The 14,396-nt window shown below is 57.0% G+C and carries 16 protein-coding genes; 9 read left to right on the top strand and 7 right to left on the bottom strand.

Annotation, left to right across the window (positions count from 1 at the left end; genetic code table 11):
• Positions 1-479 precede the first annotated feature (479 nt).
• Both AC0V7N_RS15270 and AC0V7N_RS15265 read left to right on the top strand, forming a co-directional pair.
• Positions 480-1,142: a response regulator gene (locus AC0V7N_RS15270; protein WP_475458844.1), complete on the top strand. Its 663-nt coding sequence runs from the start codon at positions 480-482 to the stop codon at positions 1,140-1,142.
• 135 nt (positions 1,143-1,277) lie between these two features.
• Positions 1,278-3,602 carry a response regulator gene (locus AC0V7N_RS15265; protein WP_475458841.1) on the top strand — a complete coding sequence of 775 codons (2,325 nt, stop codon included), beginning with the start codon at positions 1,278-1,280 and terminating at the stop codon, positions 3,600-3,602.
• 90 nt (positions 3,603-3,692) lie between these two features.
• Here AC0V7N_RS15265 and AC0V7N_RS15260 read toward each other — a convergent pair whose 3' ends face one another.
• A complete protein-coding gene (locus tag AC0V7N_RS15260) occupies positions 3,693-4,178 on the bottom strand; it encodes a histidine kinase (RefSeq protein ID WP_496627936.1) in 486 nt (161 codons plus the stop codon).
• 617 nt (positions 4,179-4,795) lie between these two features.
• Positions 4,796-5,116: a YMGG-like glycine zipper-containing protein gene (locus AC0V7N_RS15255; RefSeq protein ID WP_475458837.1), complete on the bottom strand. Its 321-nt coding sequence runs from the start codon at positions 5,114-5,116 to the stop codon at positions 4,796-4,798.
• 228 nt (positions 5,117-5,344) lie between these two features.
• On the opposite strand from AC0V7N_RS15255, the gene AC0V7N_RS15250 reads away from it, so the two are divergent.
• Together AC0V7N_RS15250 and AC0V7N_RS15245 are read left to right on the top strand one after the other, a co-directional pair.
• Positions 5,345-6,913 carry a recombinase family protein gene (locus AC0V7N_RS15250; protein WP_475458835.1) on the top strand — a complete coding sequence of 523 codons (1,569 nt, stop codon included), beginning with the start codon at positions 5,345-5,347 and terminating at the stop codon, positions 6,911-6,913.
• On the top strand, positions 6,910-7,743 hold the full coding sequence (locus tag AC0V7N_RS15245; RefSeq protein WP_475458832.1) for a plasmid partitioning protein RepB C-terminal domain-containing protein: 834 nt from the start codon (positions 6,910-6,912) through the stop codon (positions 7,741-7,743). The genes AC0V7N_RS15250 and AC0V7N_RS15245 overlap by 4 nt, the downstream gene beginning before the upstream one ends.
• Positions 7,744-7,769: 26 nt before the next feature.
• Here the strand turns inward: AC0V7N_RS15245 and AC0V7N_RS15240 are convergent, their stop codons facing one another.
• A complete protein-coding gene (locus AC0V7N_RS15240; RefSeq protein ID WP_475458830.1) occupies positions 7,770-8,234 on the bottom strand; it encodes a hypothetical protein in 465 nt (154 codons plus the stop codon).
• A gap of 341 nt (positions 8,235-8,575) precedes the next feature.
• On the opposite strand from AC0V7N_RS15240, the gene AC0V7N_RS15235 reads away from it, so the two are divergent.
• The 3 genes from AC0V7N_RS15235 to AC0V7N_RS15225 are packed head-to-tail and all read left to right on the top strand — an operon-like array spanning position 8,576 to position 9,725.
• A complete protein-coding gene (locus AC0V7N_RS15235; protein ID WP_475458828.1) occupies positions 8,576-9,268 on the top strand; it encodes an SOS response-associated peptidase in 693 nt (230 codons plus the stop codon).
• Entirely contained in the window at positions 9,265-9,453 is a 189-nt protein-coding gene (locus tag AC0V7N_RS15230) for a hypothetical protein (protein WP_475458826.1), read from the top strand. The genes AC0V7N_RS15235 and AC0V7N_RS15230 overlap by 4 nt, the downstream gene beginning before the upstream one ends.
• Before the next feature lie 8 nt (positions 9,454-9,461).
• Positions 9,462-9,725 carry a hypothetical protein gene (locus AC0V7N_RS15225; RefSeq protein ID WP_475458824.1) on the top strand — a complete coding sequence of 88 codons (264 nt, stop codon included), beginning with the start codon at positions 9,462-9,464 and terminating at the stop codon, positions 9,723-9,725.
• On the opposite strand, the gene AC0V7N_RS15220 is transcribed toward AC0V7N_RS15225, so the two are convergent.
• The 4 genes from AC0V7N_RS15220 to AC0V7N_RS15205 form a co-directional block, all read right to left on the bottom strand.
• Entirely contained in the window at positions 9,726-9,947 is a 222-nt protein-coding gene (locus tag AC0V7N_RS15220) for a DUF768 domain-containing protein (protein WP_475458822.1), read from the bottom strand. It abuts the gene before it with no gap.
• Between the two features lie 142 nt (positions 9,948-10,089).
• Positions 10,090-12,150, bottom strand: coding sequence for an acyltransferase family protein (locus tag AC0V7N_RS15215; RefSeq protein ID WP_475458820.1), 2,061 nt, complete (start codon positions 12,148-12,150; stop codon positions 10,090-10,092).
• 269 nt (positions 12,151-12,419) lie between these two features.
• Positions 12,420-12,629 carry a hypothetical protein gene (locus AC0V7N_RS15210; protein ID WP_475458818.1) on the bottom strand — a complete coding sequence of 70 codons (210 nt, stop codon included), beginning with the start codon at positions 12,627-12,629 and terminating at the stop codon, positions 12,420-12,422.
• Positions 12,604-13,494, bottom strand: a complete 891-nt coding sequence (locus tag AC0V7N_RS15205) for an ATP-dependent DNA ligase (protein ID WP_475458815.1) — start codon at positions 13,492-13,494, stop codon at positions 12,604-12,606. Before AC0V7N_RS15205 ends, AC0V7N_RS15210 begins: the two co-directional genes overlap by 26 nt.
• An 84-nt stretch (positions 13,495-13,578) precedes the next feature.
• Between AC0V7N_RS15205 and AC0V7N_RS15200 the strand changes: the two genes are divergently transcribed.
• The gene (locus tag AC0V7N_RS15200; protein ID WP_496627935.1) at positions 13,579-13,794 is read left to right on the top strand and encodes a hypothetical protein; all 216 of its coding nucleotides are present in this window, start codon (positions 13,579-13,581) and stop codon (positions 13,792-13,794) included.
• Positions 13,795-13,920: 126 nt separating this feature from the next.
• A complete protein-coding gene (locus AC0V7N_RS15195) occupies positions 13,921-14,391 on the top strand; it encodes a YajG family lipoprotein (RefSeq protein ID WP_475458812.1) in 471 nt (156 codons plus the stop codon).
• Positions 14,392-14,396 lie beyond the last annotated feature (5 nt).

Here is a 14,396-nt window from a genome sequence, read left to right as displayed (position 1 = left end):
AGGGGCAGCCGGCGTCGATGGCTAACTGCAGCGGATCAGCCGCTAGTTCATGCCGATCGTCGCGCTTTCACATCGGCCTAATTCAAGGCCAAGAATGTGCCTCAATCCCAGCCAGCAGGGTAGATACTCATTCAGATTAAGTCCGCCATATTCGCGACTCCAGGGGATGGCTGATTTAACCATGGTCACAAATTTTCGGGATGCCGATCCCGGATATCAAATTTGTTTTGAAACTGGTAACATTAAAGTTGCCATTTTTATTGGAAATAATTTGCGCGATCCGCGATTCTATACTGCAAGTGCCTTAAATTATCTGAAATAATACTTAGAAAATATTGCTGAATCTCAGCTGCGTTGACACCTACTCAAGCAAAGCCTAACGTATCGTCGGGTGCTTGAGGCTGTTGGGGCTTCAATGCAGGGTTAATGCTCACAGGCGTCGGTATATACTCCTTGGGCAACGCGTTGGGGGTTGGGGCGTGGGCGAACTGGATGAGGTTACAATTGCCATTGTCGATGATCATCCGATCGTTCGACGGGGTCTGAGCGCCGTCATTTCGGGCGAGGCTGGTTTCAATCTGGTGGCGGAAGGCAGCACCGCGCGTGAGGCATTGGAAATCGCCGAACGTTGGCGACCGCAGATCATGCTTCTCGATCTGGGGATCCCGGGGGGTGGAATGGAGGCGTTGAAGCGGATTGTCGTGCAGGTGCCTTCTGTCCGATGCATGATCCTGACGGTGTGTGATTTGGCAGACACCGCCATTTCCGCTTTGAACGCAGGTGCTAGAGGCTATGTGCTCAAGGGCGTGAGCGCCGGGGATCTAAAGAAGGCGATGTGGACCGTGGCCAACGAAGAGTCATTCGTTTCGCCCGAATTTGCGACAAAACTGCTGCAGGCCGCACAACTGAACGTCCGGCCGGCGTCCTCCATAGACCAGCTTACGCACCGCGAGGCGCAAATCATGAAAGCCCTTGAAGAGGGTCTTACCAACCGAGAGATTGGCAAGAAACTGGATATCAGTGAAAAGACGGTCAAATATTATATGTCAGGCATTCTGCAGAAGTACGGGGTCACAAACCGGGTTTCGGCGGTAATTGCGGCGCAAAAGCTGCGCGGAGCAAATCTGTCTCTGGGGAATTGACGTCTTAAGGACTGCCTTCGACGCGGTGCCGTGTTGATATTCGCTACCGAACGGGTGATCCAGCGGTGAGACGTCATCAAGGTCTTGCGGCATGATACCAGGCGAGTGAACCACTGCGGCGGGAGCCCGAGATCAATGCGCCAGGCGCGTCTCCCCTGGATCGAGTTAGGTGGCTACCTGCTGCTGGTCGCGGTCGGCTGTCTGCTTTGGTTTCAGTTCAGCACCGCGAGCGAAATGGACCTGAAGGCCGCGATGCGCGCGTTCCAGGCGGAGAACCAAGCCAAGAGCCGAGCGGTTGCCGTCGACATCGAGGCAAGCTTTCGCCAGATGTATCAGGGCATTCGTACGATCGCCCGCTTGCCGACCGTGCGAGCACTAAATTCAGAATCGCATTCCTTGCACGAGGATGCGAGGGTGAGCGCCCAGGAAATTTACAACAATTTGGCGGAAAACGTGTCGGTTTCGGAACTCTATATAGAGTCAGCCAATTTCGACCCGGATCGCGTCGATGCCGATCCGGCGACGACAGAAGTGCCTTTGATGACATTCGATGAATTAATAGTTGGAAAGAATGCTGATCAAGCACTGCGCCTGTCCGTACCAAGAAAAGGACAATTAGAAGAGGTTGAATTATTCGAATATAGAGAGATGAAGCGACAGCTTGATTATTTAGCAGAAAAATATGGGAGGGAGGACCTCATTGCAAATCTGAACTATCCTGCGGTAGCAAGCCAAGAAGTTATTACCTGCGATAATACGCACTACTCACCAACGGCTCCCGATGACGACAACCGAAAGGGTATTGTCTATTCGGTCCCATTCTTCGGGTTTGACGGGGAACTGCGAGGCATCGTCACGGCCGTCCTGCGGTCCGATGTCATTACCAAAATTCTGCCGAACGACGGCTATGCGCTACGCAATGACAGACTCGGTTTCTACAGGGGACTTCGAGATGGCCACCTTTGGAAGGAGGCTTCGCCGCGACGCGCCGCAGGCCTCGACCAACTTGCGTATGTCAACTCGACGCCGCTCGAGTTTCCAGATGTAGCGGGAGGATGGAGCCTTTGGTCAGCAGTGCCGACGGCGGTGTTTCTGGAATCACCAGCCGTTCAGTCGATCAGCGAGCGTTTTCACACCGAGGTCATCGTCTTGATTTTCGGGAGCATAGCCTTGGCTGCCGCGCTCCGGTGGCTCGCTCATAGAGGCTCAATGGTTGAAAGGCACAATCGAGATCTGGCATTGCGCATAGAAGAGCGCACGGCCGAGTTAGCCAGCGCCAAGAAGGTTGCCGAGGCGGCCAGTTCGGCGAAAACCCAGTTTCTTGCCCGCGTCAGTCATGAGATCAGGACGCCTATGCATGCGATCGTCAGTGCAGCGGAGTTGCTGAGATCCAGCCGGCCCGACCGGCGTGCGCGGGCCAAGCTTGAGATCATCGACCACGCCAGCCAGACCTTGCTCGACATCGTCAACCAAGTGCTCGACCTTTCGGCGATCGAGGGCGGCAGGCTGAATATCAATTCGGTCGAATTCGTGCCTTCGGTTTTGGTCTCTGAAACGTGTGACATGATGCGGGCAGTCGCCGACCGCAAGGGCTTGAAGGTGAGCATCGAATGCACTCCGACCACGCCAACCCGTTACTGCTCGGATCCGGCGCGCATTCGCCAGATCCTGGTAAACCTGATCGCGAACGGCTTGAAGCATACCCAAGCGGGCGGGGTGACCGTCCGGATCAGCAGCAATGTATCCGGCGTTCTCGCCTTCGATGTCGTGGACACTGGGTCGGGTATCGCGGAGGTCGATCGCGAGCACATCTTTGAGGAATTCTATCGCGGTGCCAATTCGGACGGGTCTGGACTTGGGCTGGCGATCAGCCGTCAGCTCGTCGAGTTACTCGGCGGCACCATTGAAGTCATTGAGCACCATCTGCATGGTGCTCACTTCCGGTTCACCGTCGCTGCCGAACCGTCCGCCACAGCGTCTCCTGCAGGCGGGCTGAATCCCTCGCATACGAGGCGGAGCCTCTCAATCGCGGCAGGGCCGAGGATGCGTGTCCTTATCGCGGAAGACAATGAACGTGTCCGCGGACTTCTCGAGGAAACGCTTCGGCAGTTTGGTTGTCTCGTGCAGGTGGCCAGTGATGGCGAGGAAGCGGTCGCCGAGGCCCGTCGCACCAGCTTTGACGCAATTCTGATGGATTGTTCGATGCCGAAACTCGACGGGATGCGTGCCGCGTCCAGGATCCGGGAGATTGAGGCGACGTCAGTTGCCGAACGTCGCCGAGCGCGCATCGTCGCCTTGACGGCCAGCGCATATGCCAGCGACCGGGAAGCTTGCCTGCAGGCAGGTATGGATGATTTCTTGAGCAAGCCCTTCAAACGGGATGAGCTCTTTCGCGTCTTGGAAATTGCATCCGGAGCAAGGGGCAAAACCGCTGCAGTTCTGGCGCCGGCTGCAGAATAGCTCCATCCGATGCCGTACCGCGCTGCCAATCGCTGCAGCATCCCTAAGGTAGACTTCCCTAAGCCCCATCGGACCACCAACTCGGGCTTGTCACGTCAGCTGCCGCGAAATCTGTCTGAGATCGTTCAGGGCGTCGAGGCTCGCTGACTTCACGTCCTGAATGATCTGTCTGGCCTCCGTTTCCGTCGTGCCTTCTGTAGGCCGCAACAGGTCATCGAGCTCGTCGAGGCGCAGCATAACGAAGGTTAGCATTTGTGCTGGGCCATCGTGGATGCGCTGGCCGATCTCTTTTTGGTTTAGGCTATCGGGTCGAGGGTTTCTAAACCCACCGATTATGTCGTGGCCTCGGAAGGCCAGGACAAGCGCACTCAGCATGATCGCCCACGCGAGTGCAATTGCTACGACCGCTTTAATTCTGCTGGGGAATGCATCCCCACCCGCTGCCCCCGCAGCAGTGACTGTGATGCACTGATCTATCCACCAAGCGAGCGTTAGCATCACGATCGAAACGATAGCGACAAGCAGGAAAACATGCCGAGCCAGGCGAATCTTTTGTCCAATAATATTCTCAGGCATGTCTTTCCTCACACGGACCATCCAACCGAGCGCAACTCTTCTACGTATGCTCCCAAGTAGCAACGCTGATGGTTTAGATCACCGCCGAACCGACGGAGGTCCTTATGACAAAGGCCAACTCAATCGATTGGGCAAATAAAAAAGTTCTAGCCGGCCCAGCGATGCGGCGTGCACGGGGTAGTCCAGCTAGTCGCTTCCTAAAACCAATTCATGGATCGGGTAGGCGTCGCTGACCATTAGCGTTTGGTCGTCAATTCGCCGGCTATCTTCTTTTTTGGAAGTCAGGTGCTAGCGCTACCATGATATTCGATTAGAGTTATGTCCGCCTTCGGTATCGCAGATTGCGTTCTGAACGGGCTAGATGAGGCGCTTAGCCGCCATTCGGTCGTGAACTCGTCTGCGTCGGGTCAGGTCACGACGATGCCCAGCCGGCCTAAATGTCGCCGAGCCAGCAAGCCGTCCCACGATGGGAACGGTTTGCGCTTTTACTGACATGCTAGAAGCGGCAAAAGGTGTGCTTCGTGTTCTGAGGCGTCGCATGCCGGAACACGCAGGATGAGCGCCAAAGAATATCCGCTGGCGGTGTGGGCGTTCGCGAGAAGGCGTGAACGAAAGGCTCAATAGTTGCCGTTGTAGTAGCGGTCGTCGCAGGGCGCGGTGTAGATGCGGCCGTAGCGGTCCTGGTAGCGGCACAGTTGTTCGCCGCGAGGCTGCTGCGGAGTGGTGGCGGAGCCGACGACTGCGCCGAGCAGGGCGCCGCTGGCCGCGCCGATGACCGTGCTCTTGGTGTTGCCGCCGATCGCCTGGCCGACAAGGGCGCCGCCGGCGCCGCCGATCAGGGCACCGGTGGTGGCCCGCTGCTGGCCTTCGGTCTGCGACTGGCAGCCGGCAAGTGCCGCGGTGATCAGCACGGCGGATATGGCTTTGTGAAAGGTCATGGAGGTCTCCCTTAGAAGTCTGAAATCCCTATCGATCGTGCCGTGCGGCCGCATTGCGGCGGAACGGGGGCACGCGCTCTCACGAAGTGAGTCAGCTTTTACCGACAGTTGAAAAGGCTATGGTTTCCAGCCAGAAGAGCCGGGCATTCGACATAAACTGGAGAGGTATTTTGAACCAAACCTCAGGCCGATGATCGTTAGCATGTCCGATTGGCAGGAGCGCAAGCGATGGACGAGGTTGTAACGACCCCAAAAGCTCCTTCAGGCAGGCGCGTAGTGCGTGCGGCCCAGTATCTGCGCATGTCGACCGAGCACCAGACTTACTCGATCGACAACCAGAGGGATGCCATCCGCGACTATGCCGATATCATGGGATACGACGTTGTCGCCACTTACGAGGACGCTGGTCGCAGTGGCCTTAAGTTGGGTGGGCGCCGTGGCCTTCAACGTTTGCTCGCCGATGTGGAGAGCGGGCGTGCCGATTTCGAAACCATCGTTGTCTATGATGTTAGCCGCTGGGGGCGCTTTCAGAACATAGATGAAAGCGCCTCCTACGAATACCGTTGCCATATGGCCGGCGTGCGGATCGAATTCTGCGCCGAGCAGTTCGCGAACGACGGCAGCGTCGGCTCCGATATTCTTAAGGCGATCAAACGCAGCATGGCGGCTGAGCACAGTCGCATGCTCTCGCAAAAGACATTCGTCGGCCAGGCAAGGCTGGTCCGGCTGGGGTTTCGCCAGGGTGGTAAGCCTGGGCTCGGCTTAAGACGCCAGTTGCTGGACCATTCGGGACGTCCCAAATCTATCCTCTCCGAGCGCGAACAAAAGAGCTTGCACACAGACAGAATGATCTTGGTACCCGGGCCGCCAGAAGAGATTGCAACGGTGCGGTGGATCTTCAAGCACTTCGTCAAAACGCACAAGACCGATCTTGAGATGGCAAGGCAGTTGAACAAGCTCGGCGTGTTGACGGACCTTGGGCGACCATGGAAGCAGGAAACAGTGCGCGGAGTCCTGACCAATGAAAAATACATTGGCACCAATGTCTGGAACAGGCGCTCCCGCAAGCTCAAAGAAAAGGCAGTGCATAATCCTCCTGAACAGTGGGTGCGAGCGGAAGGCGCGTTTGAGCCCATCGTTGACCGCAAGCTGTTCGAACGGGCGCAAGTCATCCACAGTGCGCTCTATTTGCATATAAGCGTGAGCAACGAAGAGATGCTGGATGCATTGAAAAAGGTGTTGGCGCGCCGAGGCGCCCTGTCTACCTCGATCATCGACACCGAGCCCGATTGCCCCGCAGCTAGCCTGTATCACCATCGCTTCGGCAGCCTTCTGAAGTCCTACGAATTGATTGGATATCAGCCGCCCAAGAACTGGCAGTTTGTTACCTCGAAAAAGCAACTGACGTCAGTGCGTACACAGGCGATAGAGGATCTACTGGCCGCGATCGCGAGGGCAGGCGGAAAGGCGACTTACGACAGAGAGAATGGCCTCTTCCAGATCAATGAGGAGTTCACGGTTGCGATAGAAATCGCACGTTGCTGCGCTTCCGACCACGGATATCCCTTCTGGTCTCTGGACACACAGCGCCAGTCGCTGGCCGATATTTTCACGTTGATCAGGATGAGCCCGGGTGACCTTGTCATTCGAGATTATCTGATTGCCCCAGCGTCCAAAATCGTCGGAAAATCGGCGTTGCGCGCTAACAATGGAGCGCAGCTGGACGCCTACCTTTTTTCCACTCTCAATCCGCTTATCGGGCTGGCAGGGCGAACAAGTGTGGAGAACATATTGTGAGTTCGAAGTATCGTATTACCCGTGAAGCCGCTCACAAAGTTTTGCGCCAGAGCGACCAGAGGCACTCCCGGAGCATTGTTGCTGATCAACCAGGGTCAAAAGAAAAGCTCTACGCGCCCAAGCTCTTTGCGACCTACGAGGTGGAGTGCAGGCGCAAGCGCGATTCCATAAGGGAAGCAGCGGAACTAGAACAACGCTTGGGGCGTCTGGTCGAAGCGCTTCGCCTGATATTGAGTGACAAAAGGTTTCAGTCATTGCTGGTGTCCGAGGGGTTTGCGACCATGCCAAAATCCTTAGCCCAAAGGTTGCAAGGCACAACGTTCGGACCAGGAGGAGCAACGCATGTCAGCGAGCCTCCTAGCAGGGACGCAGGCCGTCAACCTGTCAGCGGGATTTGCCCGGATGTCCTCGATTTCCTGCAAGACTGCCCCGTGAGGGTGAAAATCTTCGGCTTGCTGCGGCATGTGCTCCCCGCCAGGCAATTGGAAATTGCCCGACTGATGGTTGCTATGGAGCGGGTCACGTTCACGTACGCAAAGATCCTTGTCGCTTTTACGCCGCGTCCGCTGCTGGCCGAGGGTTTCGATCCGTCGATGATTGCTAACGTGTCTGTAGATCAACTGGGCACGATGACGCCTGAACTTTGCGGGCTAAGCCGTGAGTTTTTGAGCGCTGTCGAGCGTCGTGGCTCCGTGAGCCTGGAAATGTTGGCGGCCGGTCGCTATTTTGCCCGGTTGATGGATAATTCCAGGGTGGTGCGATATCTGGCGCACAATTTTCCTCGCCATTTTGAAGAGTTTCACAGTTTGTCGGTGCCCTTCTTCAAATAGTTGGGATCGATACAATAGCCAGCCACTCAATTTCTCGGCAGGCTGTGGACCTCAAGCCGAACCGGCCCGCAGCGATCGCAGCTCCTGCAGACAAGCGCCCGCTCGACCGAGCTGAACAAGCCATACTTCCCGTAGCGTTTGATAAGCCCTTCAGGCTTCACCTCGGCATGATGCGAGCATTTTGTGCACCAGGCCCGAAGGGTGTGCCAGCTGCGCAGGTCGCCCAGCGCGACGTCAAGGCCTGCGTGAACACTGCCGTCGATGATGGTCTGCGGCGGAATCTTTGCCTCGCCTGGCGTGATGATCTTTTCCATGACGTGGCAGCTATTGTAGTGGATCAACAGCATTCCGGGCCGACGGCGTATTGAAGCCTGCCAGGCAGCCATGCTGACGGCGAAATCCGAAGACTTGCTGATGATCTCAAGAAGCGTCTTTTCCTCCTCGCTGTCCCAAACCTCGATCCGGTAGTTGTCATCACGGTTGGCGCTCATATTGGCCGCGCCCTGTGCCAGCCCCGAGAAAAGCCATTCGAGACCGCAGCGCGCGACAGGGCAAGCTCGCGTTCGAGCGCGGAATTCCTTGCGAGCACGTTGAGCAAGGCTACCACTGCGTCGCCACCGGCGGCAGCAATGGCTTGCTGCGCCGCCAACTCCAATTCCGACATAGCTGCGCCGGCCGGCGCGTTTTGGCGCTTTCCCATAGCCCATACCTACTCAGATGCCCATTGGAATAAGGAACATAGTCCTGTCAGGTCAAGAGGTATTGACTCTCATGTTCCTATTTTGTTCACTGTCGGCATGATAGCCACAGGAGGCGCAACCAGGAGCAACACATGTGCGGCCGCTACACCCGGTATCTGACATGGTCAGAAATCCACAGGCTCTATCGCCTGACCGCGCCGGCGGAGACCGGCCGCAACGACGCACCGCGCTACAACATCGCTCCGACGCAGGACGTGCCTTTCGTTACCGCCGGCGATGACGGCAATCACCGTTTGCGCGAGGGTCGCTGGTGGCTCGTACCGTTCTGGGCAAAAGAGATGCCCAAAGCGGCCATGTTCAACGCCAGGATAGAAGGCGTCGACACAGCGCCCGCCTTTCGGGACGCCTTCAAGTCGAAGCGTTGCCTGATCCCGGCTGACGGCTTCTTCGAATGGACGATCTCGCCGGCCGACGGCAACAAGGATCCCTGGCACATCTACCTGCCCGGTCACGCGCCATTCTCATTCGCCGGGCTCTGGGCGCACAACTCCAATCTCGACATCACCAGCTGTACCATCATCACGGAGCCCGCCGGCGACCCGATGAAGAATTTGCACGACCGGCAGCCGGTCATTCTCGACCAGGCCTACTATGACGCATGGCTCGACCCGGCCACGCCAAAGGACTACCTGAAGGACATTCTCGCCCAAGACATTGACGGGCAGCTTCAGTTCAACCGTGTTGGACGCGAGGTCAATTCGACGGTCATCAACAAGCAACCGAACGACCACCCTGCCCTGGTCGGCCCGATCAATCCGCTATGAGCGACGAACCGATGAAGCTGGCCGAAGGCATGACCGCAGAGCCGCGCGACCGCGCCAAGGTTCTCGGCCACAGTTGCGAGCACAGGGATTGCGGCAAGATCGCCGGTTGGGGTTTTGCCCGACCGCGGGCTGTATCGCATTGGTTTTGCTTCGAGCATCGCACCGAGGGCGATCGGTATCTTTAGGAGCGCAAATGTCAGACCATATCTTGCCAGGTCAAAAGAAACCGAAACTGATTGTGGTCGTAGCGTTCGACCGCGGTGAAGACGGGGAGTTGTTCACGGCATATGGGCCGACTGACCAGCAGAGCGAAGAGCGCGCCACCCGCACCGCCAAGGGACTGTCAGGGCAACATGTCGGCGTCCTTGCCTGGAGCCGGGACGCCGATCGCCTCCTAGGCGATTACGGACCGCCAACAGTACTATTTGCCAGCGGCGAAGTGCCGGATATGGAGTAGCTACTCCGGCAATCCCGGATCATAGTGCACGATGGCGTCGAGGATCGTGCGGTAGAGACTATCAACCTCTTCATCGATCTCGCCGCGCTTGATGCCAAGCGCGTTCGCGTCGGCGATCAATTTGTGCGTGAGTTCATCAACAGAGATGATATCCGCCTTCGCCGTCTCGGGGACGTTGTTGGCCAGCCATCGGTCCAGGAAGTTGATTCCGCGGGTGCTCATAAGGCGATAAGCTCGACCACAAACTTAGGTTCCGGGCTCGCCTCACGCCTTGATAAGGTGCTCCTACCGGCAGAAAGGTCTTCGGGTTTCAGTTCGCGGACCGTATGCGCAGACGCAAGTCGGCCGGCGGGCAGGTTATATCCTACAAGCGAGCCGCTTGGTCTTTAGAAATTGTGGCCTCGATCTCTGACACGAAGTCCTCCACCAGAAGCGAATTGGCATAGGCCGTCACATGATCGCCGTCGAAGAACAACGGGTGTCCATTCCTGAATGCAGAACATGTAACTTGCGGGCAGAGGGTAGGCAAAGGGTCCCAGACGTGAATGTTCGGCAGAGCCGCTGATATCTCGGCGTAGCCATGCAAAATTGGTGATCGAAGTTTTTCTATCAACTTTCGATCGATGTCGAATCCGTTGGCACAGGACGGGTTCATTGAATTGAACCAATCACTGCATCGAAAGGCCGCGGCCCTGAAGATTGGCTTTGGGCCTTCGAAAACAATCGACAGTCCCGCCTTGGAGAGGTGGGTAAGTTGTTCGATAGCGTTCTTGACGGTCTTTTCCCTCTGCTGCTCGCTGCTCTCAGCGCTGCTGTCGGGGCCTGCAGCCTCCTGAAAACTAAGTCGGGCCAGCCGGAGCGAGGGCAGGAACAGCAGGTCGCGAGGCTTGGCAATCTTAGCTACGTAGGCCGCGCTGGCAGTCGTGGCATGAGCGCACGTTGGCTCAGTGTCTTGGGCGAGATTGAAGCTGATAAACGGGCAACCGGCGGTCCACACCACCACGGTTCGGATCCCGGTTTCGAGCGTGAAGCGCTCCAGCATAGGAATGTAGGCTCCCGCGTGAGAATCGCCCAGCACGAACAAGGTCTCGCTGCGCCCTTCGCCCGGGCAGCCACGTTTGGTGAAGAACCGCGCTTCTTCCACAGTCTCCGTGATGACGGCGCAACCAGGAGATTGGGGAGAGGTGTCTGGTGAAGTCGCATACCATTCGCCTCGATTCCTCATGACTGTGCTCAAGGCGATGTCATATCGATGGTCGCGCATCAGTTTGAAACCGCAAAACACAACAGCGATGGCAGCCAAAGAGAAGGCAACAACGGCTATGTCGGGGACGGTTCTGAGAAGCCGCAATCGACGCGTCGGTGTTTCGATCCAGAAATACGAGCCGAGGCTGAACGCCACCGCGATCAGCAACGCTGCCAATTTTGTGGCGGTGGATTCGATGCCTATCGTCCATCTTGCGATCACGAAGACAGGCCAATGCCACAGGTAGAGCGAATATGAGATCCACCCGACGAACCTGACCGGCCTTGTTTCCAACACCGCAAAGTGTGGCGCACGGTCGCTTCCCAGGTGGTAGAGGCATCCGATCAAGATAGTTGTGCAGGCAACTGCAGCGATATTCTCAAGCCCATGGGAACCCTTGCCAAAGTCGAGCGCGAATGTTGCCACGAGGCCTATCAGGGCGATCGTGGCAGCAAGATTGCAATGCCTCTCGAGGCCCGTCCGTTCTCCTATTCGGCTGACAAGTTGAAAGCACAATATGCCGCATGCCAACTGCCAAAAGCGGGCATAGGGCATGTAGAAGGCGTGGAGCGGATTTGCAGCCAGAAGATGAAGCCATATCCCCACCGACACGACGGCGAGCGCACCATAAACAAACACCGAGAATCGCTTCCCGCCCGGGCCTATAACCCAAGGGAAAAACAGCAGCGGGAAAACAACGTAGAATTGTTCCTCAACCCCGAGAGACCACGTGTGAGCGAATGGGTTAAACTCGGTCACGGGTGAAAAATAGTCGGTTCCCTTGGCCAGGGAGATGTTGCTCAGGCCGACGAAGGCGGAAGAGGCGGTTTTGCTGATTGATGTGCTGAGCCAGGCGTCCGGAACGAACAGAAAGGTGGCGAGCGCACTGAACAGCAAGCACAGTAATAGGGCCGGCATGATTCTTGTGAATCGACGCGCATAGAATTCCAATACAAAATGAAAAGCGGACTGGCCGCGATAGCGGCCCGACACGGTATAGCTGACGACGAATCCAGAAATGACGAAGAAGACATCGACCCCCAAAAAACCATTGGGGAGGCGGTCGCCGTACAGATGGTAGAATACTACTGAAAGGATCGCGATCGCCCGGAGCCCGTCAAGGGAAGCTAGGTAGTCCTTCGGCGAACGTTCCGAAGTCGAACCAAAATCATCGGCCATTGGACAAAACACGCGTTCTTGTAGCTAAAAAATTCAATCAGACAACGTTCTGGTTCAGGCCAGTCCAGCCTCCAGTTAACGCCCATCAGCCTTTAACCTGCGGGCAATTACAGTATGTACCGATCATCGGAAAGGCCGGACACAGGATTTGTTTCGGTCGAGGGCGCTGTGAGGCCGAACCACGGCTCTCGGCTGCAACCGAATGTCGCAAGCGAGGACATTCGACTTGCTCGTAAGCCTCCGAAGTGCGCCGCAACCGCTCAGCCGCTTTACCTGCCCAACGGCTGCTTGGACAACAAAACCAGTTCAGCCTCGTCTTTGATGCCGGCCATGTAGTTGGCGATGATCCTGGAGGCGATGGCGTCTCGCGCCTCTGACGACTGGTCATGAAGCTTCAAGTGCTCATAGACCCTGCCGAGCAAAGCCAATTCTGATGGATCGAAAATGCCGGCCTCATTCGCCTTGGTGCGTATTGGCATCGATATCCTCCCGGAAGTCTTGCAACGAAGCGTGCCGCAAATCCTCTTCGCCGCGCAAGTGCTTCACACGGCCGATTAGACCAGGCTTCACCCATTGCGTCGCCGGTCGCTTCATGCCCTTCGGCGCCGTCCCTGCGTGGTCCTGGACCCGCTTCCAGAGCCGTTCTCGCATTTCCCGGTTCAAGGTAATGAACGCCGACCCGACATAGCGCCCTGTGCCGCGGTCAGCCATCAGGGCAAAGGCTGGCTTGCCGGCTTCGCGCTGCACGCCGATAATGTCCATTTCCTTTTCGGCATAGCACTTGATCTTGCGCCAGTTCATCGTCGGCCCGCTAAGATAGGTGCTGTCCTTGCGCTTCGAGACCATGCCCTCCAGCCCCGCTTTGTCGACCAGGCGATAGGCGGCGTCGCCGGTGCCAGGCATCGCCTTGCTAAACTGGATGCGGCCGACGAACGGGATCATCTCCTGTAGGATCTTGCGACGGTCGCCCACCGGCACGTTGCGCAAATCATGCCCGTTCAGGTGCAGGATATCGAATGCTACCAGATACAGGTCGCGCGACGGCTTACGCATGGTTATGGCTGATTGCAGGGCGTGGAAGTCGGACAGGCCTGCCTCGTTGATGGTGATAGCCTCGCCATCGATGATGAAGCTTTGAGCCTCGATCGCCTCCGCTTCTTCGGCAAGATGGATATATCGGCCCGTCCAATCATAGCCGTTCTTGGTGATCAGCCGAATGCCATCTTCATCCTTGATAAGCTGGGTGCGGTAGCCATCGAACTTGATCTCATGCAGCCATTCATCGCCCTGTGGCGGCGTGTCGATCAGCTCGGGTTCCATGGGCTTGATGAACTTCAGACGCATGCACTGACATGCATAACTGCGAGTCAATTAGCTCGCGCTAAAATGTTCCGGAACATTTTAGACGAATTGAAAGTTCGATAGCCCATGACAAAACTATCCGACCTTGGGCCGCCTATCCTTGGCAAGCTCCACGGTGGCGATCTGATCCGCGAAGAGGGGCATTTCTACAATTGCCCGAACTGCGGCCAGAAGGTCGACCAGCGCGATTTGCGCCAGGTCTTTTGGCATGAAGAGCCGGGGCATGAGCCTCTAGAGCCCGAAACCGTTGCCAGGGTTCTCGAGTTTCCCCGAAAAAGGTAGCGGCGGCGGGGTTGGTTGCGAAGTGTGCGCCGCTCTCGCCCATTGCCCTGACGATGCAGCAAAGAAATTTAATCCCCCTAGACTTTAGGGGCGAAGTTGCCCCATTATTTGCGTGGGGGAAATTAAATGAAAAAACTGCAAGTTCTTGCGAGTGCCGCGCTGTTTCTGGCCGGTTGCTCAACGAGTCCTGTTGTATCCGACGGCGATCTGACGGCAATGAATACCGTGGCGTTGTGCCATGTTTTGGCTTCCAGCAGCGACGAGCAATATCGAAGCAGAGTGGCAGCCCTCCTGGTCCGTCGCGGCGCGACGGCGGACAAGTGCATGCGGCTTGTACAAGCCGACAACGCTGTAGCGACTGGAATAGCGGTGGCTGCTGTAGGTGGCGCGGCCGTTGCAGTTGCCGCCAACAATGGCGGTGGTGGATATTACCGGCCGCCTCCCACGGCCTTCGGCGTGGCCTGGGATCAATTCTACGGGCAGAACTATGCGCTAATGTGGCGGTGCCGAGACAAGGCCACCGGGCGGTTCGTCGACGACTACTATTGCAACGGCGAGCCAATGATCGACAGCACGTGGCCAGGCTGGTCGGCTTAGGGTCT

The organism is Mesorhizobium kamtschaticum (genome assembly GCF_056174585.1).
Note: the sequence above shows the minus strand (reverse complement) of the source record. Positions and strands in the feature narration are given on the sequence as shown.

Excerpts from the sequence above, each read along its gene's own strand:
- AC0V7N_RS15265 (WP_475458841.1), top strand. The coding sequence starts at position 1,278 with ATGCGCCAGGCGCGTCTCCCCTGGATCGAGTTAGGTGGCTACCTGCTG.
- AC0V7N_RS15260 (WP_496627936.1), bottom strand. The coding sequence starts at position 4,178 with ATGCCTGAGAATATTATTGGACAAAAGATTCGCCTGGCTCGGCATGTT.
- AC0V7N_RS15255 (WP_475458837.1), bottom strand. The coding sequence starts at position 5,116 with ATGACCTTTCACAAAGCCATATCCGCCGTGCTGATCACCGCGGCACTT.
- AC0V7N_RS15250 (WP_475458835.1), top strand. The coding sequence starts at position 5,345 with ATGGACGAGGTTGTAACGACCCCAAAAGCTCCTTCAGGCAGGCGCGTA.
- AC0V7N_RS15240 (WP_475458830.1), bottom strand. The coding sequence starts at position 8,234 with ATGAGCGCCAACCGTGATGACAACTACCGGATCGAGGTTTGGGACAGC.
- AC0V7N_RS15235 (WP_475458828.1), top strand. The coding sequence starts at position 8,576 with ATGTGCGGCCGCTACACCCGGTATCTGACATGGTCAGAAATCCACAGG.
- AC0V7N_RS15230 (WP_475458826.1), top strand. The coding sequence starts at position 9,265 with ATGAGCGACGAACCGATGAAGCTGGCCGAAGGCATGACCGCAGAGCCG.
- AC0V7N_RS15225 (WP_475458824.1), top strand. The coding sequence starts at position 9,462 with ATGTCAGACCATATCTTGCCAGGTCAAAAGAAACCGAAACTGATTGTG.
- AC0V7N_RS15220 (WP_475458822.1), bottom strand. The coding sequence starts at position 9,947 with ATGAGCACCCGCGGAATCAACTTCCTGGACCGATGGCTGGCCAACAAC.
- AC0V7N_RS15215 (WP_475458820.1), bottom strand. The coding sequence starts at position 12,150 with ATGGCCGATGATTTTGGTTCGACTTCGGAACGTTCGCCGAAGGACTAC.
- AC0V7N_RS15210 (WP_475458818.1), bottom strand. The coding sequence starts at position 12,629 with ATGCCAATACGCACCAAGGCGAATGAGGCCGGCATTTTCGATCCATCA.
- AC0V7N_RS15205 (WP_475458815.1), bottom strand. The coding sequence starts at position 13,494 with ATGCGTCTGAAGTTCATCAAGCCCATGGAACCCGAGCTGATCGACACG.
- AC0V7N_RS15200 (WP_496627935.1), top strand. The coding sequence starts at position 13,579 with ATGACAAAACTATCCGACCTTGGGCCGCCTATCCTTGGCAAGCTCCAC.
- AC0V7N_RS15195 (WP_475458812.1), top strand. The coding sequence starts at position 13,921 with ATGAAAAAACTGCAAGTTCTTGCGAGTGCCGCGCTGTTTCTGGCCGGT.